Consider the following 21515-nt stretch of genomic DNA (forward strand, 5'->3'; position numbering starts at 1 on the left):
CGTCAGTGACGCAGACCCGCCTCGCGCATGAGCGGCATGACCTGCTCGCCGAACTGGTCGATCTCCTCGTTGTAGTCGAGGAAGCCCATGATCATGCCCTCCATGCCGTGGTCGGAGAGCTGCTGGAACCCCTCCACGACCTGCTCGGGCGTGCCGACCAGCGGCTGGCCCGCCCAGCCCGCGATGAAGCGCTCCTGGAACTTCTCGATCTGCTCGTTGAACGACTGCGACTCCATGCCGATGATCGACATGAGGTTGCGAGCGCCCGGCCAGTCGCCCTCGTCGATGATGCGCTGGTGGTCGCGCTTGGCCTCGGCCTCGGTGTCGCGGCAGACGATCAGGCCGTAGGTCATGGTGGAGATCGTCCGCTGGTACTCCTCGCGGGCCTTGCGCTTGATCTCCTTCGTGTAGTCGGCCATCGCGTCCATGTCGAGCGACGCGAAGTTGATGTCGACGTACTTCGCGGAGAAGTCGGTGCCGGACTTCGAGTTGCCGGCGTTGATGAGCACCGGGCGCGGGTCCTGGACCGGCTTCGGCTCGGACTCGAGCGCCTTCGCCTGGAAGTAGGTGCCGTCGAAGTCGAACTCGCCCTCGGCGGTCCAGAGGCGCTCGACGAGCTCGATCCACTCCCCGCCGTAGACGTAGCGCTCGTCGTGCTCGAGCTGCTTGGGGTTGAACATCCCCATCTCCGGGGTGAACCAGCCCATCACCAGGTTCATCCCGAACCGGCCCTGCGCGATGTGGTCGTTGGTGACGGCCATGTTCGCGGCGACCACCGGGTGCACCGTCGGGATGTGCGTGGTGGTGAAGACGGTGATCTGTTCGGTGGCCTCGGCGATGCCGGCGGCCCAGGTGAACGTCTCGAAGTTGGTGCCGTTGAAGTTGACGTTGCCGCCGAAGCCCTTCCAGCGGGCGACCGGGACCATCGCCTCCATGCCGAGGCGGTCGGCCTTCTGCGCGATCGACTTGGTGTGGTCCCAGGTGATCTCGTAGGTGGTGGGGGCGTCGGTCATGCACAGGCCGCCCGAACAGTTCGACCCGAACAGGCCGAGCTTCATCTTCTGGTCGTTGAAGATGGACGGCCCGGTGCGGGTGTGCTCCAGGGGCAGCGTCTGCTCGCGGCCGTACGTGATCGTCTGGACCATGGGTGACTACCTCCAAGGGCGTCCTCGGTGACTGCGATCACGCTAGGAAGTCGCGCGCGGCCGTTCCATCCGGTTGGCGCAGCCGGGCATCCGAAGTGCGCAGCACCTGACGTCAGGAACGCAGGGTCTGCGACGGCAGGCGCCCGTACTTGGCGCGGTACTGCTCGGAGAACCGGCCCTGGTGCAGGAAGCCCCACGTGGCGGCGAGCTCGGTGACCGAGTGGTCGGCCGGATTGGCGGCCAGCAGGTCCGCGTGCACCCGGGCGAGGCGGACGTCGCGGACGTACTCGCTCGGCGTCATCCCGACGTGGCGCGCGAACGTCACCTGCAGCGTCCGCGTCGAGACACCCATGCGCTGCGCGAGCTGCGGGATGCTGAACGGCTCCGCGGCGTGGGCCTCGATGAACGCGAGGGCCTGGCGGACGACGGCGGGCCGTTCCTCGGTGCGGGGGGTCAGCAGCTCGTCGGTGTACTGGTGCCCGACCCCGTGGAGCAGGGCGGTCATCACGTAGGTCTCGAGCTGCGCGCGCGCCAGGGGAGCGGCGGCGATCCCGCCGGGCCGGTCGAGCTCGGTCTGCAGGAACCGCACCGCGCTCATCAGGGCCGCGCCGGAACCCGCCGTCAGGTCCATCGAGACGTCGAAGTCGAGCGCGTCGTGGATGGGGTGGCCGAGCAGCCCGCCCAGGTGGTCCTCGAGCGGGCCGCGCGGGAACTTCATGGCGAACTGCGTCGCCTCGGGGGTCCACGTGACCGTCGAGTCCTCGGTCGGCAGCAGCACCGCGCCGCTGCGTCCACCCTCGGTGACCGCCCGCTCCCGCCCCCGACGACGGGTCACCTCGGTCCGCCCGGAGAGCGTCAGGTTGACGTGGTAGCAGTGCTCGAGCGGCGGCAGGTCGAGCGACGCGTGCGCGCCGTAGACGAGGTAGCCCAGGGTGAGCCGCTCCGAGGCGACGCTGTTCAGCCGCGCGTCGAGCGGGCGACCGCCCAGCGAGTCCAGCTCGTGCGGGACGTAGACCTCGGTGACGACGTGACGCGCCTCGTCGACGTCGTCGGTGTTCATCACCGCGTGGGCGGCCAGGGGTTCCTCGGTCGGAGCGCTCACCTGCATGACCCCTTGCTCGATCACGCCGTCGTGTGGTGGCAGTCACGGTCGCACGCATACGATCCGCGCGCAAGGCGGCCGTTCGACGGTTCGCACGGGCGATCCTGCATACGATTCTCGACGACGGGTCGGGGGCACGTCGCGGCTGGTGCCCCTAATGTCGCGGCTGTCAGAGGCCCGCCGCCCACGCGTCCGATGCGTCGTGGTCGGGGTCACACTAGGATGCATACGACGACCCCGCCACGTGGAGCAGACCGCGAGGTTGGGCGCCGGAACGCATACGATCCGCGCCTCGACCCGTCAGGGAGTCCCCTCGATGTCCTCCGCCGTCCAGCCGGACGGGGCCCGCACGCAGGCCTACCACCGCATCCGCTCCGACATCGCCGCGGGTGCGCTCGTGCCCGGCTCCTGGGTGCGGGAGGGACCGCTCGCCGACACGCTCGGGGTCAGCCGCACCCCCGTGCGGGAGGCCCTCAACGCGCTCGCCGCGGAGGGCCTGGTGGAGATCGTCCGCCACCGCGGCGCCCGGGTGAGCTCCTGGACCCGCCGCGACGTCGACGAGGTCTACACCCTCCGCGCGCTTCTCGAGGGGGAGGGCGCCCGGCTGGCCGCCGAGCGTGCCGACGCCTCGGTGGTCGCCACGCTGCGCGAGCACGACCGCGCCTTCGCCGCCGCCGCGGCCGACCTCTCCCGGCTCCGCGCCGCCGGCGAGGACGGGGCGCCGGCGTTGCGGCGTGCCGTCGAGGCCAACGGCGCGCTGCACGACGCGGTGATGCAGGCCGCCGACAGCCCCCGCCTCGCGTCGCTGCTGGCCTCGGTCTCGTCGACCCCGCTCGTCGCGCTCGCCTTCGGCCACTACGCCGACCCCGACCTCGCCCGCAGCGTCACCGGCCACCACGACCTCGTCCTCGGCATCGAGCACCGCGACGCTGCCCTCGCCGAGTCCGCGATGCGCTCCCACATCCTCGGCGCCCGCCACGCGGCCGCCCGCAGCGCCACCGACGCCTGATCCTTCCCGACGCCGGGTCGTCCCCGGCTCTGCTTTGTCCCGGAAGGTGCGCGCGCGTGGCGCACACAGTTCGGGGCTGGGCGGGTCCGGCTGCTGCGGGGTCCGCGCGTGACGCGCGCAGTCCGGGCGTGGGCCGCTTCGGTTCCGTGGGGTCCTGCGCGTGGCGCACGCATTCCGGGGGTGGGCCGGTTCTGTGCGGTGGGGGCCTGCGCGTGGCGCACACAGCCCGGCGGTCGACCGGTAGGGCTCCGCGAGGGCCTGCGCGCGGCGCACACAATCCAGAGTGGCGGCGGTGCCGTCGAGGCCTGTCACCGTGGCGTACTCGGTCCGGGGAGCGCCCGGGGTCAGCCCGCGCCCGTCCCCGCCGATGCCGGCGTCGGGATCCTTGCTCGCCGAGTTGGTCTCCGCCCGGGCCCGACGTGGGAGCTCCCGCGACGCCGGCCGCGCCTCGGTGTGCGTGGACCCTCGGGCCGATCCGGTCCGACAGGCCCGCCCCGTCGTGCGTTCACGCCCCTCGGTGCTGGGACATGGCGCTCCTCATGCACTGCGACGCGGCCCGGACGTGGCGTGGGGGGTCGGTTCGAGGTGCACGGGCGGACCTCGTGAGCGCGTCGCAGCACCACGTGCGCGTGTCGCGCATGAGGAGCCGATCATGAGCGACCGCCGGGCCGGAGACCGTGTTGCGCCCGACGGTGTGTGCGTGGCGCGCAGGGATCGGCGCGATCGCGTGCCTGGCGGGGCGGAATGTGTGCGTCGCGCGCAGGAGCCGTCGCAGCCACCCGCCGCGACGATGTGGACTTCCTCCCACTGGATGACAGCAATGACGCGTTGCTGTCGCAGCGAGGAGCCTGCGCGAATCGGCTGACCCGGTGCGCGAGACGGATGGGGCACGACCGGGCGGCTCCCTAGCGTTCCGGGGTACCCCGCCCGTGCGACATCCCCCGGACCCGGAGGTCAACTGGTGACCGTCTCCCTGCTCGGTCTCGTCGGATCGCCGAACGCCGGGGGCCGCAGCTCCACGGCGCTCCAGGCGTTCCTCGACGCCACGGGGGCCCCGAGCACGGTCGTCGAGCTCGGCCAGGGGCCCGACCCGGAGGACCTGCAGCGGGCGGTCGAGGCGGCGGACGGCGTCGTGTTCGCGACCCCGACCTACCGCGCCCGGTCGTCCGGGCTGATCAAGGCGTTCCTCGAGAACACCCAGCGCGGCGCCGCCGGGGAACAGCGGGCGCCGCTGCGGGGCAAGGCCACCGCGATCGTCCACACGGGCAACGCCGCCGAGCACTTCCTCGCCGTCGACGACCTGCGCTCGATCCTCGCCGGGTTCTTCGCCGCCCAGGTGCTCTCACCCGGCCTGTTCCTCAGCGGCGCGCACTTCGGACCCGACGGCGAGCTGACCGCCGAGACCCTCGAGCTCGTCGCCGCCCACGGGCGGGCCTTCGGCGAGTTCACGACGGCGGTGCGCGCCGCGCCCGCCGTCACCGCCCTCGCCCCGCTGCTCTAGCCGCCGACGCACCACACCCCACACCAGAACCCGCGGAAGGACCCGCCGTGAGCCTCGCCGTCGCCCCGTCCGTCGACACCGTCGACCTCGCGCTCGCCGAGCTCGGACGTGGCCGACCCGTCGTCGTGCACGGGGGTGTGCAGGGGGCGGTCCTCGTGGCCGCGGCCGCCGGCATCACACCCGCGACCGTCGCGTTCCTGGTGCGGTACGGCAGCGGGTTCCTGGAGGCGGCCGCACCGGAGTCGGTGCTGGACGCGCTGGACCTCCCGCCCGCCTACGGGCGCAGCGCCCGGACGGTGCCCTTCGACGCCGCGTCGGGCGTGAGCACCGGTATCAGCGCCACCGACCGGGCCCGCACCCTGGCGCTGCTCGCCGACCCCGCGACTCGCCCGGAGGACCTCACCCGCCCCGGCCACGTCGTCGCGACGGCGACCCGCCCGGACCGGGTCGGTACCGCCGAGGCCGCCTCGGCGCTCATCGAACTGGCCGGCCTCGGGCCGGTCGCGGTGCTCTGCACGCTGCTGGACGAGGAATCGGGCGAGCTCCTCGACACGGTCACCGCCGGGGCGTTCGCCCGCGTCGAGGGCCTCGTGGACCTCGCCGTCACCGATCTGATCACGAGGGAGTGAGTCCGATGGAGCAGTTCCAGATGCTGATCGGCGGCCGGGCCGTCGACGCCGTCTCCGGGAAGACCTTCGAGTCGCAGAACCCGTACACCGGGGAGAACTGGGCGACGATCCCCGACGGCGGCCCGGAGGACGTCGACGCCGCCGTCGCGGCCGCGCGGTCGGCCTTCGAGGGCGAGTGGGGCGCCATGACCGGGTTCGCCCGCGCCGCGTGCCTGCGTCGCCTCGGCGACCTCATCGGGCAGAACGCGGAGCGGCTGGCGACGCTCGAGGTCAACGACTCCGGCAAGCTCTACCGCGAGATGCTCGGGCAGCTCAACGGGCTCGGCGGCTGGTACCACTACTTCGCGGGCCTGGCCGACAAGATCGAGGGCGCGCAGATCCCGTCGCCGAACCCGAACTACCTCGTCTACACCCGACGCGAGCCGATCGGCGTCGTCGCCGCGATCACGCCGTGGAACTCGCCGCTGCTGCTCATGACCTTCAAGCTGGCGCCGCTGCTCGCGGCCGGCTGCACCGTCGTGATCAAGCCGTCCGAGCACGCCCCTGCCTCGACGCTGGGCTTCGCCGAGCTGATCGAGCAGGCGGGGATCCCGGCGGGCGTGGTCAACGTCGTCACCGGCCTCAGCCGCGAGACCGGCGCGCACCTGGCCGCCCACCCCGACGTCGACAAGGTCGCCTTCACCGGCTCGACCGCCACCGGCAAGCACGTCGGTCAGGCCGCCATGGAGAACCTCAACCCGGTCACCCTGGAGCTGGGCGGCAAGTCGCCGCAGGTGGTGTTCGCCGACGCCGACCTGCAGGCGGCCGCGAACGGCCTCGTCGCCGGGGTGTTCGCCGCGACCGGTCAGACCTGCATGGCGGGCTCCCGCCTCATCGTCCACGCCGACGTCCACGACGAGCTCGTGCGGCTCGTCGCCGAGCGCGCCGCGACCATCAAGCTGGGCAACCCGATGGACGCCGAGACCGAGATGGGTCCGGTGGCCAACCAGCCGCAGTACGAGAAGGTGCTGGGCTACCTGGAGACCGCGCGGAACGAGGGCGCGACCATCGCGTACGGCGGCGTGGCCGAGGAGTCGCTCGGCAGCTACTTCGTGCGGCCCACCGTGCTGAGCGTCAAGCCGAGCGACACCGTGTACCGCGAGGAGGTCTTCGGCCCGGTCCTCTCGGCGGTGACGTTCACCGACGAGGAGGAGGCGATCAAGCTCGCCAACGACACGCCCTACGGGCTCGCGGGCGCGGTGTGGACGAAGGACATCCACCGCGGCCACCGGGTCGCCGGGAAGATCCGGGCGGGCACGGTGTGGATCAACGCCTACCGCGTCCTGTCGCCGAGCGTGCCGTTCGGCGGGTTCAAGCAGTCCGGCCTCGGCCGCGAGAACGGTCTGCACGGCATCGACGCCTACCTCGAGACCAAGGCCGTGTGGGTCGAGCTCACCGGCGGCACGCGGGATCCGTTCACCTTGGGCTGACGCTCGTGAGCACTTTCCGTGGCGGGAGCCACGGAAAGTGCTCACGAGCGGGTACCGCACCTCCATGAAGGCCATCGCCTATACCGAGAAGTCCGGCCCGTTCACCGAGATCGAGCTGCCCGAGCCGACCCCCGGGCCCCGCGACGTCGTCGTGGAGGTCCGCGCGGTCTCGGTCAACCCCGTCGACACGAAGCTGCACCACGGGGTCGATCCGGGTGGCGAGCCGAAGGTCCTCGGCTTCGACGCCGCCGGGGTGGTCACCGCGGTCGGCGACGAGGTGACGCTCTTCGCCGTCGGCGACGAGGTGATGGAGGCCGGCTCGATCCTGCGCCCGGGGACCAACGCGCAGTACCACGTCGTCGACGAGCGGATCGTCGGCCGCAAGCCCTCGACCCTCGACTGGGCCGAGGCCGCCGCGCTCCCGCTGACCGCGATCACCGCGTGGGAGTCGCTGTTCGACCGCTTCCGCCTTCCCGACGGCAGGTCGCGCACGTTGCTCGTCATGGGTGCGGCCGGCGGGGTCGGGTCGATGGTGCTGCAGTACGCGCGGGCGCTGACCGACCTCACGCTCGTCGGCACCGCCTCCCGCGAGGCCTCCCGCGACTGGGCGACCGCGATGGGGGCCCACCACACGGCCGACCACCACGACCTGGTCGCGTCGGTGCGGAAGGTGGCCCCGGAGGGGGTCGACCTCGTGTTCTCGCCCTACACCGAGGGCATGATCGAGAGCTACGCGGAGCTGCTGAACCCGGGCGGCGGGATCGTCGCGATCGACGAGCCGGAGGGCCTGGAGACGCTCCCGCTCAAGGACAAGTGCCTCGCCCTGCACTGGGAGCTCATGTTCACGCGACCGATGTTCGAGGCGGCCGACATGATCGCCCAGCACGAGCTGCTGGACCGCACCGCCGAGCTCGTCGCGGCCGGCTCGGTGCGCACCACGCTCTCGGAGCGGCTCGACGGCCTCACCGCCGAGAACCTGCAGCGCGCGCACGAGCTGGTCGAGGGCGGGCACATGACCGGCAAGGTCGCGATCACCGTCTGAGGCGCGCGAGCACGTGCGCCGTCGCCCGGGTCGCCGGGTAGAGGGCGCGGTAGTGCTCGTGCAGCTCGTCGTACAGGTCCCTGGTCGCCGGGTCCGGCTCCAGGGTCCTGACGACGGGGTTCCAGGCTCCGATGTCCGGCTCGGTCCCGGTCGCGACCGCGGCGAGCCACGCGTCGCCGAGGGCGGCGCCGGTGGTGTCGACGGGAACGTCCTGGGGCAGGCCCGTCACGTCGCTGACGATCTGCGTCCACACCCCGCCGGCGGTGCCGCCCCCGACGGCGACGAGCCGTGGGTCGGGCGCGGGGAACGAGGCGAGGTTGTGCCGCACCCCGTGCGCGATGCCCTCGAGGGCGGCGCGGTAGAGGTCGGGCGCGTCGTGCCGCGTGGTCAGGCCGATCAGCACCCCGCGGGCGTCCGGGTCGAACACCGGGGTCCGTTCGCCGGCGAAGTAGGGGAGCAGCAGCAACCCGTTCGCGCCCGCCGGGACGTCCCCGGCCGCGGCGGTCAGCGCCGCGTGGTCCCCGGCGACGAGGTCGCGCAACCAGGTGGTGACCGCGCCGCCCGTGGCCATCCCGGCCGCCGTCGTGAACGAGCCGGGCCGGACGCCGCGCGTGGACCAGAGCGTCTCGTGACGGGCCGGGGCCGCTGCGGTCTGGACCAGGAACATCGTCGTGCCGTACATGACCATCGTGTCCCCGGGCGCCGCGATGCCGACCGACGCGGCCTCGGCCCAGGCGTCGATGGTCCCCGTCGTGACCGGGATGCCCGCGGGGAGCCCGGTGGCCTCGGCCGCCGCTCGCATCACGTGCCCGACGACCTCGGTCGGCCACGCCAGCCGCGGCAACGTCAGTCCGGGCGCGACCTCGTCGGCCCAGTCGTGCGCCCAGTCCGCGGCGTCGAGGTCGTACAGCGGGTCGCACTGGCTCGCGGAGTGGTGGTCGAGGACGTACTCGCCGGTGAGCCGGTGCACGAGGAACGAGCTCGCCATGAGCAGCATCGCCGTCCGCTCCCAGACCTCGGGTTCGTGACGGCGCAGCCAGGCGATCTTCGGGCCGACCGCCTGGCTCGAGAGCGGCGTCCCGCCCCGGCGCAGGATCTCCGCCGCCCCGAGCCGGTCCGTGAGCTCCTCGATCTCGCGGCCGGCCCGGGTGTCGACCCCGTAGAGGATCGCCGGGCGCAGCGGCCGGCCGTCGGCGTCCGCGGGGAGCAGGACCGGTCCGATCCCGCTGAGGCCGACCGCGTCGGGCGTCCCGCCGAGCTCGCGCACCAGGTGGATGAGGTCGTGCCACCAGACCGTCTCGGCGTCGTGCTCGACGTGCCCCGACGCCGGGTAGGACGTCGCGTGCTCCACCTGGGCCCGGGCCAGGACGGTGCCGTCGTCGCCGACGAGCACGCCCTTGGAGCTCTGCGTCCCGATGTCGACGCCGAGGTAGGTGGGCACCTCAGTCGAGGTCGATCCGCGCGCCGTCCAGCTCCAGGGCGTCGACCTCGGCGTAGCGGTCGCCGTGGAGCTCCAGCACGGTGATGGCGCCCTCCGGGTCGACGAGCACGTACGTGCCGATGCCGACCGACGCGTACTCGGCCGCCTTCATGATGCGGTCAGTTCGGCGGGATCCGGGGGAGAGGACCTCCACCGCGACGGCGACCTCGGCCGCGTCCAGACGGGGGCGGGCGTCGACGCTCGCGGCCGGAACGATGACCAGATCGGGGACGCGCACGGTCGGCACCGGGTCACCCTCCACGACGACCTCGACCTCGAGAAGCACCGTCCACCGCGCCGGCACCCGGGCGCACAGGGTGCGGTAGGTGCGCCCGAGCACGTCCTGATGGCGGATGTGTGGGCGCGGCGACACGTGCAGCACCCCCTCGACGAGTTCCACGTGATGCAGCTCGTCCTCCGGGAGCGCCTCCCAGTCGGCGAGCACGAGCAGCCGCGAGGGAGCGGAGTAGCTGATGCTCATGTCACCTCCTCGGTGCCCGTCGATCGTGACACGTTCCCGACGCCGGGTGGGGCCGCTTCAGTCCGCCCGGTCCGGTTCCCCGTCGCTCCGCTCGCCCCGGTACGCCTGGATCGCGTCGTGCACGTACTGCGCGAGGCCGGGCTCGAGGTCGTCGTAGGTCGCCGCGAACCGCTCGTCGGTCACGTAGAGGCAGGCGAGGTTGCGGTGCATCTCCGGCGAGAGGTCGTAGAACCGCTCGTGGATCTGCCGTCCGTGCGCCTCCGCCGCCGCACGGGCCGCCGCCGAGTCGGGGGCGGCGCCCGCCCGCTTGGCCGCGACGAAGGCGGCATTGACGGCGTCGGTCTCGGCCGTGATCGCGACCCAGTCGTCCTTCGTGTAGCGCGCGGTCCGCTCCTGCGACTGCCGCCACTGCTCGGTCTCGCCCCAGCGCTCGCGCGCCTCGGCCCGGTACTCGTCGGAGAAACCGTCGCCGAAGAGCTCGCGGCGCTCCTCGCGGGTGAGCTGGATTCCGTCCATCTCCGCCTCCAGGGCTCGGTCGATGGCCACGACGAGGTCGGTGAGCTCGTCGAGCCGGGTGGTGACCGCGTCCCGCTGCCGGCGCAGGTGCGCCGCGACGTCGGCGTCCGGGTCGTCGAGGAGGGCGGCGATGTCCTCCAGGGCGAACCCGAGCCGTCGGTAGACCACGACGTGCTGCAGGCGGGTGATGTCGGCGTCGGTGTAGAGGCGGTAGCCCGAGGGGCTGCGACGGCTCGGCCGCAGCAGCCCCACCTCGTCGTAGTGGTGCAGCGTGCGCACCGTGAGCCCGAAGCGCTCGGCGAGCCGGCCCACCGTCCACCCCGTCTCCGTCATCCCGGTCATGATGGAGAGGTTCCGGCCTGACGTCGCGTGAGGGTCAAGTGCCGGGGCGAGCGGAGCGACGGGGGACCATGCAACTGCGAGACGCCGCTCCGGCCGACCTCGAGGTGCTCGTCGGGATCTGGCGCCGCGCGGTCGAGGCGACCCACCGGTTCCTGACGACGTCGGTGATCGACGGCCTCGAGGAGCGGCTGCGCGCGGATCTCCCCCGGGCGGCGGTGCGGGTCGCGGTGGGTCCCGACGACGGGCCGCTCGGCTTCCTCGCCGCGCGCGGCGGCGAGGTCGACATGCTGTTCGTCGACCCGGCCGCCCACGGGCGCGGGATCGGCACCGCCCTGCTCGACGACGTGCGTGCCCCGATCCTCACGCTCCAGGTCAACGAGCAGAACCCGGGGGCGCGGGCCTGGTACCGGCGCCGCGGCTTCGTCGAGACCGCGCGCTCCGAGACCGACGCCGACGGTCGCCCGTACCCGCTGATCCACCTCAGACGGGTCACCCCTCCCTAGCAGCGGGTGAACACATCGCTCAGAATGCGTGCTGTGTTTCGTGGGGGACGACGTGGACAACGGTGACGAGAACCTCCTGCTGACGGACGTCCTGCCGCCGCGGGCCTTCGACCAGGCCTGCCGGATGGTCGTCGACTACCTGGGTGAGGCGGTCCCGCTCGGGGCCTGGGCGGTGACGCGGGTGGCCGCGGGCCGCCAGACCGTGCTCGTGGCGCGCGACCGCGACTACGGGCTCCAGCCCGGCGTCGAGCAGCGCTGGACCGAGGCGATGTGCCGCACGATGGTGACGGGGGAGACCCCGCGGGTGGTGCCCGACGTCGCGGCCCATCCGCAGCTGGCCGGACCGGTCGCGTCGGCGGCCGCGATGGAGTTCCCGATCGCGGCCTACGTGGGCACGCCGATCGTCCAGCCGGGAGGCGCGCTGTTCGGCACCCTGCTCGGGCTGAACCGGCGGCCCATGGAGCCCGGGTTCGTCGAGCACGAGGGCCTGCTCGACCTGCTGTCGAGTCTGCTCTCCAGCGTGCTCGAGGCCGACACGACGTCGGTGGAGTCCGCCCGGGAGCTCGAGCGGGCCGTGTCCGACGCCGAGACCGACCAGCTGACCGGCCTGCTCAACCGGCGGGGGTGGACCCGGTGGCTGGAGCGCGAGGAGGAACGCTTCCGCCGCTTCGGGGACCCGGCCTGCGTCGTGATGATGGACCTCGACGGGCTGAAGACGGTCAACGACACCCAGGGCCACGACGCCGGGGACCGCTACCTGCGCCGCGCCGCCGACGCGCTCCGCCGCGCGACCCGCCACGGGGACCCGCTCGCCCGCCTCGGCGGCGACGAGTTCGCGATGGTGGCGACCGTGGGCCCCGACGACGCGGGGCCGCTCGTCCGCCGGCTGCAGGCCGTGCTCGACGAGGCCGGCACGCCCTGCTCGGTCGGCGTGGCGGCGGTCGGGGTGGCGACGGGCTTCTCCGAGGCGGTGTCGGAGGCCGATGCGGCCATGTATTCCGACAAACGTGCCCGGAAGGGGTCCGCCGCCCGATCGTGAGCGCCGGACACCGCCCGACGGGGTGGACGTCGCGGGAACGACGCGTAGGAGGGGGCCGGGCGGTGGTACCGGTAGGCGGAGTTCCCGCCGACGACGAGGGGGTCACCGTGCCGACGGCGCTCGAGGAGGTGGCCGCGGAGCTGACGCCACCGAAGGCGTTCGACGCCGCGTGCCGGATGGTCGTGGACTACCTCGCCGACACCGTGCCCATGGGCGTGTGGGCGGTGTCCCGCGTGGTCGGACGGCGGCAGACGATGCTGGTCACCGCCGACCGCGCCTACGGCATCCGGCCCGGCGCCGAGGTGGCCTGGTCGACCTCCCTGTGCCGCACGATGTCGCTGGGCTCGACGCCCCGCGTCGTGGCGGACACCGCGCTCGTCCCCGACCTCGCCGAGGCCGTCGACGCGCAGGCGAAGGGCGCGGTGCGCGTCGGGGCCTACGTCGGGACGCCGATCCTGCAGCCGGACGGCTCGCTGTTCGGGACCGTCGTCGGGCTCAACCCCGATCCGCTGCCTGACACGTTCCTGGAGCACGAGACGCTGCTGGACCTGCTCTCCAGCCTCCTGTCGAGCGTGCTCGAGGCCGACAGCGCGGCCGTGGAGACCGCGCGGGCGTTGGAGCGGGCGGTCTCCGACGCGGAGACCGACCAGCTCACGGGTCTGCTCAACCGGCGGGGCTGGCAGCGGTGGATGGAGCGCGAGGAGGACCGGTTCCGGCGCTTCGGCGACCCGGCCGCGGTGGTGATGTTCGACCTCGACGGGCTCAAGACGGTCAACGACACCGAGGGGCACGACGCCGGCGACCGCTACCTGCGCCGCACTGCGGAGACCCTGCTCGGTGCGGTCCGTTCCGGGGACCCGCTCGCGCGTCTCGGCGGCGACGAGTTCGGGCTGGTGGCCGCGGTCACCGCCGACGACGCCGCACGACTGGCCGACCGGCTCCAGGCGGTCCTGACCGACGCCGACGTCCCGTGCTCGGTGGGGGTCGCGCCGTTCCGGGTGGACGGCGGTTTCGCCCGCGCCCTCGCCGAGGCCGACGCGGCGATGTACGAGAACAAGCGTGCCCGCAAAGCCGCCCGCCCGGTGCACGCCGGGGTCGCGGACGTGCAGGAACCGGTCGTCGAGGTCACGCCCGCGTCGTGACGGCCCTGCTCCCCGGTGGCAGCGAAGCGTCGTTGCTGGCATCCAGTGGTAGGAACGCCACATCGTCGACGGCGGGTCCGGACGCGGGCTCCCGCGCGGCACGTGACGTCCGAGGCAGCGGCCCGGGGTGGCGTGGGCAGGGTCCTGGCGGCCTGACCGGGGAGACTGCGGACATGTTCTCCAGCCGGGCCGCGGGGGGCGTCGTCGTCGACCCGCGGGGCCACGTGGTCGTCGTGCGTCAACGCTCTCGGACGTGGTCACTGCCCAAGGGACACGTCGAGGAGGGCGAGGGCGTGCTCGACGCGGCGCGCCGGGAGATCCACGAGGAGTGCGGGCTCGACGGTCTGGACCTCGTGCAGGAGCTCGGCTCCTTCAGTCGGATGGCGGTCCGTCACGGCCTGCCGGAGCACAAGACGATCACGCTGTTCCTGTTCCGCAGCCGTGCCGCCGACCTGCGACCGCTCGACCCCGCCAACCCGGAGGCGCGCTGGGTGCCGGCCGTCGACGTGCCGGGCCTGCTGTCCCACCCCGCCGACGGCCGGTTCTTCCGGCAGCACGCGCTCCCGCTCATCCCCGACGGCGGAGGTGCTCGCTGAGGAACGCCGCGAGCGTCTCGCGATGGCGGCGGTCGGCCCCGTCGTCGTGCGTCGGGTTGTCGGGTACCGCGAAGCCGTGGGCGGCGGGGTAGGTCTCCAGCGTGAGCGGCACTCCCGCCTCCTCGCAGGCCGCTTGCAGCCGGGCGTGCTGGTCGGCGTCGAAGCTCGCGTCGTCGGTGGCCGCGGCGACGTAGACCGCGGCGCTGATCGACCCGGCCAGCAGGTGCGGGCTCGACGGGTCGTCGGCCGCCGCGAGGTTCCCGCCGTGGAAGGTCGCGACGGCCGCGACGTGCTCCGGCTCGGCCGCCGCCGCTCGGAACGCCATCGACCCGCCGAAGCAGTACCCGACCGCACCGACCCCGCCCGGCGCCACCTCGGCCCGCGCCACGAGCGTCGCGACCAGGGCTCGCGCGTCGGTGACCACCTGCGTCGGGGTCAGGCTGCCGGCCAGCGCGGTCAGCCGTGCGAACTCCTCCGGGTCGCCGAACAGCGTCGAGGTGTCGAACGGTGCGTAGGGCGTGCGGTGGTAGATGTCGGGGAGCAGCACGGCGAAGCCCTGGTCAGCCACCGCGTCGGCCATCCCGCCGATGGTCCCCCGGACCCCGCCCGCGTCGGGGTAGTAGAGGACCCCGGGCCACGGCCCCGACCCCTCCGGCGTGTGCAGCGTGGCGCGGCAGGGGCCGTCCGGGGTGTCGACGACGAGCTCGGTGCGGGTCACGGTTGCTGATCGTCGTCCGTCCCGACGACGGGTTGGTCGGCTTTCACCGACGGCGAACGGCTTACCCGTTCCCGTCCTGCTGCGCCGTGGGAGCGGCCGGCGGCGCCGGGGCGGGCGCGACCTGGCCGGTCGGCGGTGGGGCGGGCGCGGCGTTCCCGTTGTCGTCCGTGGCCGGGGCGTGGCCGAACCCGGTCAGGACCGCCACGAGACAGAAGATCGCCCCGAGGACCCCGAGCACGTTCGTGATCCGATCCTTCGTCATCCGGGGCACGGTGACCGTGGTCGTCCGACGACGTCAAGATCTCCTGGTCCCCGGCAGAATCAGCACGGCTCCGGCGAGCAGCGGCCCGACGGTGACCTCGGCGTCCGCGTCGAACCGGACGGACGGAGGCGGCCCGGTCGACTCGACGAGCCTGCTCCGGCGCGTCCTGGCCGTGGTGGATTCAGCAGCCGCCGTCGAGAGAGCAGCGGTCCCCGGAGCGCCAGTAGGCCTCGACGATCTCGCCGACGGGGAACGGCGGCGACGGGTCGTGCTTGTGCAGTACCCAGACCATCGCGAGGATTCGGGTTCCTCCGTGCTGCTCGGCGACCTCGCCGACCGTGACCCGCCCGGTCCTCAGGTCGGCGTCGAGCCGGTCCACCGTGGCGGTGGGCCCGCTCGGGTCCGGGTGCAACGGCCAGTCGTGGGGCAACGCACGGGCCCCGTCGAGCATGTCGGCTCGCCACGCCACGGCGCTCGGCACGGTCGCGGCGGCGACGAGGACCACGGCCGCGACGGCCGACATGACCCGGTAGGTGGGCTGCCCCTCGATCGGTACCACCGCGCCGAGGGTGTCGAGCGCGACCGCCACGGCGAGGGCCGCCACCACGCACAGCGCGACCACCCGCCGCGAACCCGGCACACCGGAGGACACGGCGTAGAGCCCGCAGCTCGCGAGCCCGAGCACCAGCCACGGCCACAGCACCCGCCAACGCGCTGCAGCCGACGCGACGACGGCGCCGGCCACCAGCGCCGCGAGCCACCAGTGCCCGAGCATCGGGGCATCGGAGAAGTAGTAGTAGGAGCTGCCGTCGATCGCGAGATAGCGGCCGAGCTCGGCCAGGTGGCCGGGCAGCGCGCCGAGGTCCGGCCCGCCGTGCCCACCGCCGGTGACGATGACGCCGCCGTTGAGCCACCAAGCCAGAGGCCAGGCCACGACCGCGGTGCCGCCCGCGACCGCGGCGGTCACGGCGCCGGCGGCACGGAACGAGCGGACCCGGGCCAGAGCGACCAGCAGGACGACCGCGGCCCATGCCAGGCCCGCCGTGTAGATCGACACGCTCAGTCCGGCCAGCAGCAGCCCCGTCGGCCACCAGCGGCGATGCGAGGTCACCACGAACAGCGCCGCCGCGCCCGCGACGGTGTCCAGCGGCGTCTCGATGGCCACCCAGGCCATCGTCGAGACCCCGGGCAGCAGCGCTACGCCCGCCGCCCCGGCCACCGCTGCCGGCCGCTCGCACCCGAGCCGCCGCCGGGCGACGAGGTAGACCAGTGGCGCGAGCAGCGCAGTCGCGAGTGCTTTCGCCGGACGCATCGACAGCAACCCCGGGTCGGGGTGCAACCAGCCCGCGAGTCCGTAGAACGCCGCGCCCCCGACGTTGGTCGACCACACCGACGGTTGCCAGCGCAGCAGGATCGCCAGCGGGTCCCGGAGACTGATCGACGCCTCCTCGCCGGTGATCGTCCCCGAGCTCGACGCGGCGGACGCGAGCCAGCAGAACCAGGCGGCCGCAGCGAGCCAGAGCGCGACGCACCACGCCGACTCCCGCGCCCGACGGGTCGTCGACGACGCCGGTCTTCCGTACGCCTCGGTCGCCACCGGTCCCAGAGGCAGAACCAGTGGCGCCGCCCCCCGGACCAACGTCATGCGCGTCAGCGTGCCGCACCGACACCTCCTGCCGGCGCGCACCCGCCGGACGTGGCGTGTCGCGTGTGGAGCACCCCAGGTGTCCCGCCACCTGTGCCGACATGCGCCGGACCGCGTCGGGCAGGATCGGGGACGTGCCCGACCGGGAGGAGCGCTTCGCCGGCTACCGGCGAGCGCGGCTGCGGATCCACGACCTGGCGGGCCGGACCATCGAGGTGCACCCCCGCGAACCGGGCGTCACCGCGGGGACGTTCCCCTTCCCGGCTCCGGTCCACGTCCTCACCGCGCACGACCCCGGCCCGGCGCGGCTCACCACGGAGGAGAACGCCCGCCGTCAGGACGCCCTCGTCGACGAGCTCGGTCCCACGACGCGCCGCTGGGAGGCCGAGGCGGGCGCCGCCGACGGCTCGCACACCGAACGGAGCGTGCTCGTCGAGGGCCTCACCGACGACGAGGCCGTCGCCCTCGGCGCGCGCCACGGCCAGGATGCGATCTTCCGCTGGAGCGCGGAGGCGTGGTCGATCCTCCCGTGCGACGGCGGCCCGCCCAGCCACGCCGGCTGGTGGCTCAGCGGGTGAGGTCGAGGACGTAGGCGGCGTCGGCGTCGATGCCGTCCTCGTCGGGGAGCCGGTCGAGGTCGGTGGCGTCGTCGCCCACGACCCGGACCCGGACGACCGTCCACCCGAGGCGCCCGTCGGGCCGGGTCCGCGCGAGCTCGCCGTCGGGAACCCAGAGGAACGGCTCGACGGTGAGCCATCCCTCGACCTCGAGCCCCACGTCCTTCGGCAGGCGACCGCTGGTGAACAGGGCCAGCGCCCACGGCCCGCTGCACAGGACGGTCGTCCGGCCGACGGTGGTGGAGCGGCCGCCGACCGTCGTGAGCCCGGGTCGGTCCGTCCACTGGGCGAAGCGGTCCGTATCCCCGGCGGAGGTCGCGGTGACGGCGAGCGCGAACCCGGTCCGGACGTGGTCACCGGGCGCGAGCCCGACGTACTCCCCGTCGGCCAGCATCCACGCCGGCACGACCGCCTCCACCCGCACGTCGTGCACCGTAGGCCCTGGCCCCGTCGGTCCCCGGTCAGCCGACACGGGGGACCCGGGGCGTGTCGGCGACCCCGGCCGGGACCAGCCCGACCACGAGGACGAGATCCTCGCCGATCTCCCGGGGCACCTCCGTGAGGTGCCGCGGCGGTTCGGGGTGCCAGGACAGGCGCGAGGAGAGCCGGAGGGCGGTGACGCGGTAGCGCTCGCGGCACAGGGCGACCTGCTCCCCGTGGCCCGTCCCCGGCGCCAGGTCCGGGTCGAGGTAGAGCGCGCCGGCGACGGCGAGTCGCCCCGTTCGCGGCTCGGTGGTCGACCAGAACAGCGGGAACAGCCGTTCGCCCGCGTCGAGCACGCTGACCGGCGGCGCCCCGCCGTCGCTGGGCAGGGCGGAGAGGACCGTGCCCTGCGCGCGCACCAGGCCGAGCTCGTCGTGCGTCCAGCCGTCCGGCCCGGCCCCCGCCGGCAGCGTCTCGGCCACGAACAACGCCGGCGCCGCGTCGATCACGGCGCCGGGCACCAGCGACGCGAGGTCGGGGTCGTCGAGGAACGTCGAGGGCAGTTGGACCGCCAGTTCGTCGGTGCGGTGGCGGTGCACGACGACGGGGCCGCCCCGCCGGTCGCCCGCGACCCGCACCGGACGGCGGCGGCGGGGACGCTTCACGCCGTCCGCCCGAGGGCGGGCTCGGCCAGGTCGACGACGGCGTCCCGGCCCTGGCGGTGCCACGCGCGGACGACCCAGGGCCGGGTGAAGGGCGTGGCGTCGAGCACGACGTGGAGGAGGCCCGCGACCTCGAGCCGGGCGCCCGGGCGGACGTCGACGCCCGCCCCGAGGGGCCACCGGCGCCCGACCACCTCGAGGTGGCCGGGGGAGCAGAGCGGCTCGCCGGGGAGCCGGCCGAAGCTCCCGCGGGCGTCGACCCGGGCGCGGTGGTCGGCGCGCCAGCGGTCCGCGCCGACGAGGGCGGGCCGGATCTCCTCCTCGGCGATGGCGAGCGCGACCCGCACCGTCTCGCCCGGACGCCGCGACCGCAGCAGGGGCAGGGCGGCCGGGGGCACCAGCGCGGTGACGACCACGTCGTCCCAGCCCGGCAGGGCCGGCGGGTAGCGGGTCGGCCCGAGGGCGGGATCGGGGGTGCGGGGCCCTCGGGTGCGAGCGGTCGCGCTCACGGCTGCCTCCTGGGGTCGCGGGTGCCGTCATCCCCTTGGAGTGCGCCGGGCGTCGATCGGTTCCAGGAATCCTGCGGCGGTCCCGGTCAGGCCGGCCGCACCGTCGCCCCGCGCAGCCGCAGGCCGCCCGGGCCACGGCTGGCGGGCCCGGTGACCACCACCTCGCTCCCGATGAGGCGCGCGGCCGCCACGAACGGATCCGCGTCGGCGTCGTAGCCGGCCAGCACGCTCTCGACGACGACGTCCGCGCCGGACTCGTCGAGCACCCGGAGGACCCGTCGCCGCAGGTCGACGCGGTCCAGCCGGCCGCGCACGGTGGCCGCCGCCCCGTACCGGCGCGGGGCGTCCTCCCGGGGCCACACGTCCCGCGACAGGGCACCCGGCGCGAAGCTGACCTCGCGGAACCGCGCTCCGCCGAACGTCGTCGTCCGCGCCACCCGCGCGAGCGCGTCGAGCAGTTCCACGCACGCGTCGCCGAGCAGCGGGGTCGTCCAGCCGGGCGGGACCTCGTTCCACAGCCCCCGCACGAGTTCGAAGACGGTGTCGGTGACCTCGTGCTCGAGCCCGTCGCCGAGGACGCCCTCCTCGCCGACCGCGAACCGGAGCACCGTCGCCGACCCCTCTCCGGCGAGTCCCACCAGCCGCACCCGGGCCGAGCGTTCGACCACCCCGGCGCTGCGTCCCGGACGGGCCTGGTCGACGAGGTGGCGGGCCGCCCGGGTGGTCAGCAGCTGGACGGCGCCCAGGACGCCCCGCAGCCCGGCCGCGTCGAGCTCGCCGGGGTGGTCGGGACCCCCGACCAGCCGCACCACGACGTCGTCGGCCATCAGCGGGCCCGGTGCGCGCACAGCACGCCGCGCATTGTGGCGCACCCTAGGGTGGATCGTGTGGGGCAGGACGAGCGGCGCCCGGTGGCACGCCCGGAACGCGTGGTGTGGAACCGGCTCGCCCAGCGACGGGGGGAGCTGTTCAGCCGCGAGCTCGACCCGGAGCGGCACGCCTTCTGGTGGGCGCGTCGGCACGACGGCGCGCCGGGTCGGCTCAACCGGTGGGTCGACCGGCTGCGCGACACCACCCTGGAGAACGTCCCGTACGTCGACCCGACGGCCGCCGCCGACGGTGCGCGGGTCCTGCTGCTCCTGCACGAACCGGCCGCGGACGCCGAGGACGGCAGCGGCTTCGTCAGCCGCTACGCCAACGACGCGGTCTCGGCCAACCTCTACCGCGCCGCCGACCGAGCCGGGCTCGGCCACGAGGTGACGCTGCACTGGCACCTCGTGCCCTGGTGGATCGCGAACCCGAACCACCACCCGCCGCGGCGCCTCGTCGACGAGGTGGTCCGCGCGAAGCCCCGGCTCGCGGAGTTCCTCGACCTGCTCGGCGCCCCGCCCGCGGAGGTGGTGCTGCTCGGTGCCCCCGCGACGAAGGCGTGGGACGTGCTGGCGCGGCGCGCGGGCCTGCCCTGGCAGCTCACCACGGCCACCGTCTCGCGGGCACCCCACCCGAACCCGCTCGTGCACGACCGGCTCGACCCCGTCAGCGGGCGCCGCAACGGCGATCGGCTCGTGACCGTGCTGCGCCACGCCGCGCAGCGCGCCCGGGGCGAGGTGGTCCCGCCCGCGCGGGTCGCCGGGCTCGGCCGGCGCCCCTTCTAGCCCGCCACCAGGTCCGCGACCGCGTGGGCCGCGCCCCAGCTGGTCGTCACCCCGCCGCTCGCGTGGCCGTAGGCGTGCACCACGAGCCCCTCGTCGCGCGGCTCGGCCTCCACCCGCATCGTCGGGCGGCTCGGCAGCAGGCCGGTGTCGACGCGCTGGACCCGGGCGTCGACCAGCGCCGGCTCGATCTCCCGGCAGCGGCGCAGCACGTCCACGGTGAGCTCGCGGTCGGGCCGGTCGTCGTCGCGCCCGGTGATCCGGACACCCCCGAGGTGGACCCGGTCACGGTGCGGGAGGATCGAGACCCACCGGCGCGGGTCCCGGGTGTCGACGACCACCTGCTCGAGCCCCGGGTTGTCGGTGACCACGTACTGCGAGAAGACGGGGCGCACCGTCGGGTCGGGGGTCAGGTCGCGCGCCCCGAGCCCGGAGGCGTTCACGACGACGGGTGCAGCCGCGAGCGCCTCGCCCAGGGTCGCCACCCGTCGTCGCCGCACCCGGCCCCCGGCGTCGGTGAGACGCCGCATCAGCCAGGGGACGTACCGCGTCATGTCGACCACCGGGACCCGGTAGCGCACTCCCGCGGCGATGCCCGCCGGCAGCTCCTCCGGCCGGGCGTCACGAAGGTCGGGGGAGAGGCGGGTGAGCGGGGGCAGGCGCCCGTCGAGTCCGTCCGCCGTCAGGGTCAGGCCCTCGGCGAGGGCCACGCCCGTGCCCGGGACCCGGCTGAGCCCGCAGAACTCCTGCAGCGATCGGGCGGACCACTCCAGCGACGTCTCGAGCGGGGCCTGCGGGACCGGGGTCCACACGGCGCCCGCGCGGTACGAGGGAGTGTCCGACGGGTCGTCGGCGGTCCAGACCTCGGTGCGTCGTCCGGTGGCCGACAGCACGACGGCCGACGTCAGACCGAGCACGCCGGCGCCGATCACGACGACCTCCGGCGGGGTCGGCGGGCTGGTCGGCACGAACGGACCGTAGCGACGGACGAGGTCCGCACGCGCGCCGATCACTCGAACGGACCTGCGGAG

At 74.2% G+C, this 21515-nt stretch carries 24 protein-coding genes; 11 read left to right on the forward strand and 13 right to left on the reverse strand.

From position 1 onward, the window contains the following. Nucleotides 1-2 precede the first annotated feature (2 nt). Both A3CO_RS0106930 and A3CO_RS0106935 read right to left on the reverse strand, forming a co-directional pair. Nucleotides 3-1145: an LLM class flavin-dependent oxidoreductase gene (locus A3CO_RS0106930; RefSeq protein WP_018331516.1), complete on the reverse strand. Its 1143-nt coding sequence runs from the start codon at nucleotides 1143-1145 to the stop codon at nucleotides 3-5. 112 nt (nucleotides 1146-1257) lie between these two features. Further along, the gene (locus A3CO_RS0106935; protein WP_169510929.1) at nucleotides 1258-2247 is read right to left on the reverse strand and encodes an AraC family transcriptional regulator; all 990 of its coding nucleotides are present in this window, start codon (nucleotides 2245-2247) and stop codon (nucleotides 1258-1260) included. A 316-nt stretch (nucleotides 2248-2563) separates the two neighbouring features. Between A3CO_RS0106935 and A3CO_RS0106940 the strand changes: the two genes are divergently transcribed. From A3CO_RS0106940 to A3CO_RS0106960, 5 genes are all read left to right on the forward strand, one after another. Beyond that, nucleotides 2564-3256 (forward strand): GntR family transcriptional regulator, encoded by a 693-nt coding sequence (locus A3CO_RS0106940; RefSeq protein ID WP_018331518.1) that lies wholly within the window; start codon nucleotides 2564-2566, stop codon nucleotides 3254-3256. A 961-nt stretch (nucleotides 3257-4217) separates the two neighbouring features. Continuing rightward, nucleotides 4218-4757, forward strand: a complete 540-nt coding sequence (locus A3CO_RS0106945) for an NADPH-dependent FMN reductase (RefSeq protein WP_018331519.1) — start codon at nucleotides 4218-4220, stop codon at nucleotides 4755-4757. A gap of 47 nt (nucleotides 4758-4804) precedes the next feature. Beyond that, on the forward strand, nucleotides 4805-5386 hold the full coding sequence (locus A3CO_RS30560; RefSeq protein WP_018331520.1) for a 3,4-dihydroxy-2-butanone-4-phosphate synthase: 582 nt from the start codon (nucleotides 4805-4807) through the stop codon (nucleotides 5384-5386). Between the two features lie 5 nt (nucleotides 5387-5391). Further along, nucleotides 5392-6855, forward strand: a complete 1464-nt coding sequence (locus A3CO_RS0106955; protein WP_018331521.1) for an aldehyde dehydrogenase — start codon at nucleotides 5392-5394, stop codon at nucleotides 6853-6855. A 64-nt stretch (nucleotides 6856-6919) separates the two neighbouring features. After that, on the forward strand, nucleotides 6920-7897 hold the full coding sequence (locus A3CO_RS0106960) for a zinc-binding alcohol dehydrogenase family protein (RefSeq protein WP_026204358.1): 978 nt from the start codon (nucleotides 6920-6922) through the stop codon (nucleotides 7895-7897). Here A3CO_RS0106960 and A3CO_RS0106965 read toward each other — a convergent pair. The 3 genes from A3CO_RS0106965 to A3CO_RS0106975 are packed head-to-tail and all read right to left on the reverse strand — an operon-like array spanning nucleotide 7887 to nucleotide 10707. Beyond that, on the reverse strand, nucleotides 7887-9338 hold the full coding sequence (locus A3CO_RS0106965) for an FGGY-family carbohydrate kinase (protein ID WP_018331523.1): 1452 nt from the start codon (nucleotides 9336-9338) through the stop codon (nucleotides 7887-7889). The two genes, A3CO_RS0106960 and A3CO_RS0106965, sit on opposite strands and share 11 nt — an antisense overlap. 1 nt (nucleotide 9339) lies before the next feature. After that, on the reverse strand, nucleotides 9340-9858 hold the full coding sequence (locus A3CO_RS30565) for a Uma2 family endonuclease (protein ID WP_018331524.1): 519 nt from the start codon (nucleotides 9856-9858) through the stop codon (nucleotides 9340-9342). A gap of 57 nt (nucleotides 9859-9915) precedes the next feature. Beyond that, nucleotides 9916-10707 carry a MerR family transcriptional regulator gene (locus A3CO_RS0106975; RefSeq protein WP_051085878.1) on the reverse strand — a complete coding sequence of 264 codons (792 nt, stop codon included), beginning with the start codon at nucleotides 10705-10707 and terminating at the stop codon, nucleotides 9916-9918. Between the two features lie 77 nt (nucleotides 10708-10784). Between A3CO_RS0106975 and A3CO_RS0106980 the strand changes: the two genes are divergently transcribed. The 4 genes from A3CO_RS0106980 to A3CO_RS35420 all read left to right on the forward strand — a co-directional run bounded on the left by A3CO_RS0106980 (nucleotide 10785) and on the right by A3CO_RS35420 (nucleotide 13996). Continuing rightward, nucleotides 10785-11219 carry an acetyltransferase gene (locus A3CO_RS0106980; RefSeq protein ID WP_018331526.1) on the forward strand — a complete coding sequence of 145 codons (435 nt, stop codon included), beginning with the start codon at nucleotides 10785-10787 and terminating at the stop codon, nucleotides 11217-11219. Between the two features lie 40 nt (nucleotides 11220-11259). Then, nucleotides 11260-12258, forward strand: coding sequence for a sensor domain-containing diguanylate cyclase (locus A3CO_RS39945; RefSeq protein WP_281167681.1), 999 nt, complete (start codon nucleotides 11260-11262; stop codon nucleotides 12256-12258). A 107-nt stretch (nucleotides 12259-12365) separates the two neighbouring features. Continuing rightward, nucleotides 12366-13400, forward strand: a complete 1035-nt coding sequence (locus A3CO_RS30575; protein ID WP_018331528.1) for a GGDEF domain-containing protein — start codon at nucleotides 12366-12368, stop codon at nucleotides 13398-13400. Between the two features lie 173 nt (nucleotides 13401-13573). Beyond that, nucleotides 13574-13996 (forward strand): NUDIX domain-containing protein, encoded by a 423-nt coding sequence (locus A3CO_RS35420; protein ID WP_018331529.1) that lies wholly within the window; start codon nucleotides 13574-13576, stop codon nucleotides 13994-13996. On the opposite strand, the gene A3CO_RS0107000 is transcribed toward A3CO_RS35420, so the two are convergent. The 3 genes from A3CO_RS0107000 to A3CO_RS0107010 form a co-directional block, all read right to left on the reverse strand. After that, a complete protein-coding gene (locus A3CO_RS0107000) occupies nucleotides 13968-14714 on the reverse strand; it encodes a dienelactone hydrolase family protein (protein ID WP_018331530.1) in 747 nt (248 codons plus the stop codon). The two genes, A3CO_RS35420 and A3CO_RS0107000, sit on opposite strands and share 29 nt — an antisense overlap. 61 nt (nucleotides 14715-14775) lie before the next feature. Beyond that, nucleotides 14776-14976, reverse strand: coding sequence for a hypothetical protein (locus tag A3CO_RS0107005; RefSeq protein WP_018331531.1), 201 nt, complete (start codon nucleotides 14974-14976; stop codon nucleotides 14776-14778). Nucleotides 14977-15157: 181 nt separating this feature from the next. After that, complete coding sequence (locus tag A3CO_RS0107010) at nucleotides 15158-16573, reverse strand: hypothetical protein (RefSeq protein ID WP_018331532.1); 1416 nt, start codon at nucleotides 16571-16573, stop codon at nucleotides 15158-15160. Nucleotides 16574-16755: 182 nt separating this feature from the next. On the opposite strand from A3CO_RS0107010, the gene A3CO_RS0107015 reads away from it, so the two are divergent. Further along, nucleotides 16756-17199: a DUF3293 domain-containing protein gene (locus A3CO_RS0107015; RefSeq protein WP_157647129.1), complete on the forward strand. Its 444-nt coding sequence runs from the start codon at nucleotides 16756-16758 to the stop codon at nucleotides 17197-17199. On the opposite strand, the gene A3CO_RS0107020 is transcribed toward A3CO_RS0107015, so the two are convergent. The 4 genes from A3CO_RS0107020 to A3CO_RS0107035 all read right to left on the reverse strand — a co-directional run bounded on the left by A3CO_RS0107020 (nucleotide 17189) and on the right by A3CO_RS0107035 (nucleotide 19680). After that, entirely contained in the window at nucleotides 17189-17662 is a 474-nt protein-coding gene (locus tag A3CO_RS0107020; RefSeq protein ID WP_157647131.1) for a hypothetical protein, read from the reverse strand. The two genes, A3CO_RS0107015 and A3CO_RS0107020, sit on opposite strands and share 11 nt — an antisense overlap. Before the next feature lie 37 nt (nucleotides 17663-17699). Next, a complete protein-coding gene (locus A3CO_RS0107025) occupies nucleotides 17700-18326 on the reverse strand; it encodes a hypothetical protein (protein ID WP_018331535.1) in 627 nt (208 codons plus the stop codon). Further along, nucleotides 18323-18832 (reverse strand): hypothetical protein, encoded by a 510-nt coding sequence (locus A3CO_RS0107030; protein WP_018331536.1) that lies wholly within the window; start codon nucleotides 18830-18832, stop codon nucleotides 18323-18325. The genes A3CO_RS0107025 and A3CO_RS0107030 overlap by 4 nt, the downstream gene beginning before the upstream one ends. Nucleotides 18833-18918: 86 nt before the next feature. Then, entirely contained in the window at nucleotides 18919-19680 is a 762-nt protein-coding gene (locus A3CO_RS0107035) for a hypothetical protein (RefSeq protein ID WP_018331537.1), read from the reverse strand. A gap of 39 nt (nucleotides 19681-19719) precedes the next feature. On the opposite strand from A3CO_RS0107035, the gene A3CO_RS35425 reads away from it, so the two are divergent. Next, the gene (locus A3CO_RS35425) at nucleotides 19720-20487 is read left to right on the forward strand and encodes a uracil-DNA glycosylase family protein (protein WP_018331538.1); all 768 of its coding nucleotides are present in this window, start codon (nucleotides 19720-19722) and stop codon (nucleotides 20485-20487) included. Here the strand turns inward: A3CO_RS35425 and A3CO_RS0107045 are convergent. Then, a complete protein-coding gene (locus A3CO_RS0107045; protein WP_026204360.1) occupies nucleotides 20484-21452 on the reverse strand; it encodes an FAD-dependent oxidoreductase in 969 nt (322 codons plus the stop codon). The two genes, A3CO_RS35425 and A3CO_RS0107045, sit on opposite strands and share 4 nt — an antisense overlap. Nucleotides 21453-21515: the final 63 nt, after the last annotated feature.

Origin of the sequence: Actinomycetospora chiangmaiensis DSM 45062 (assembly GCF_000379625.1) — a bacterium.
Lineage (GTDB): Bacteria > Actinomycetota > Actinomycetes > Mycobacteriales > Pseudonocardiaceae > Actinomycetospora > Actinomycetospora chiangmaiensis.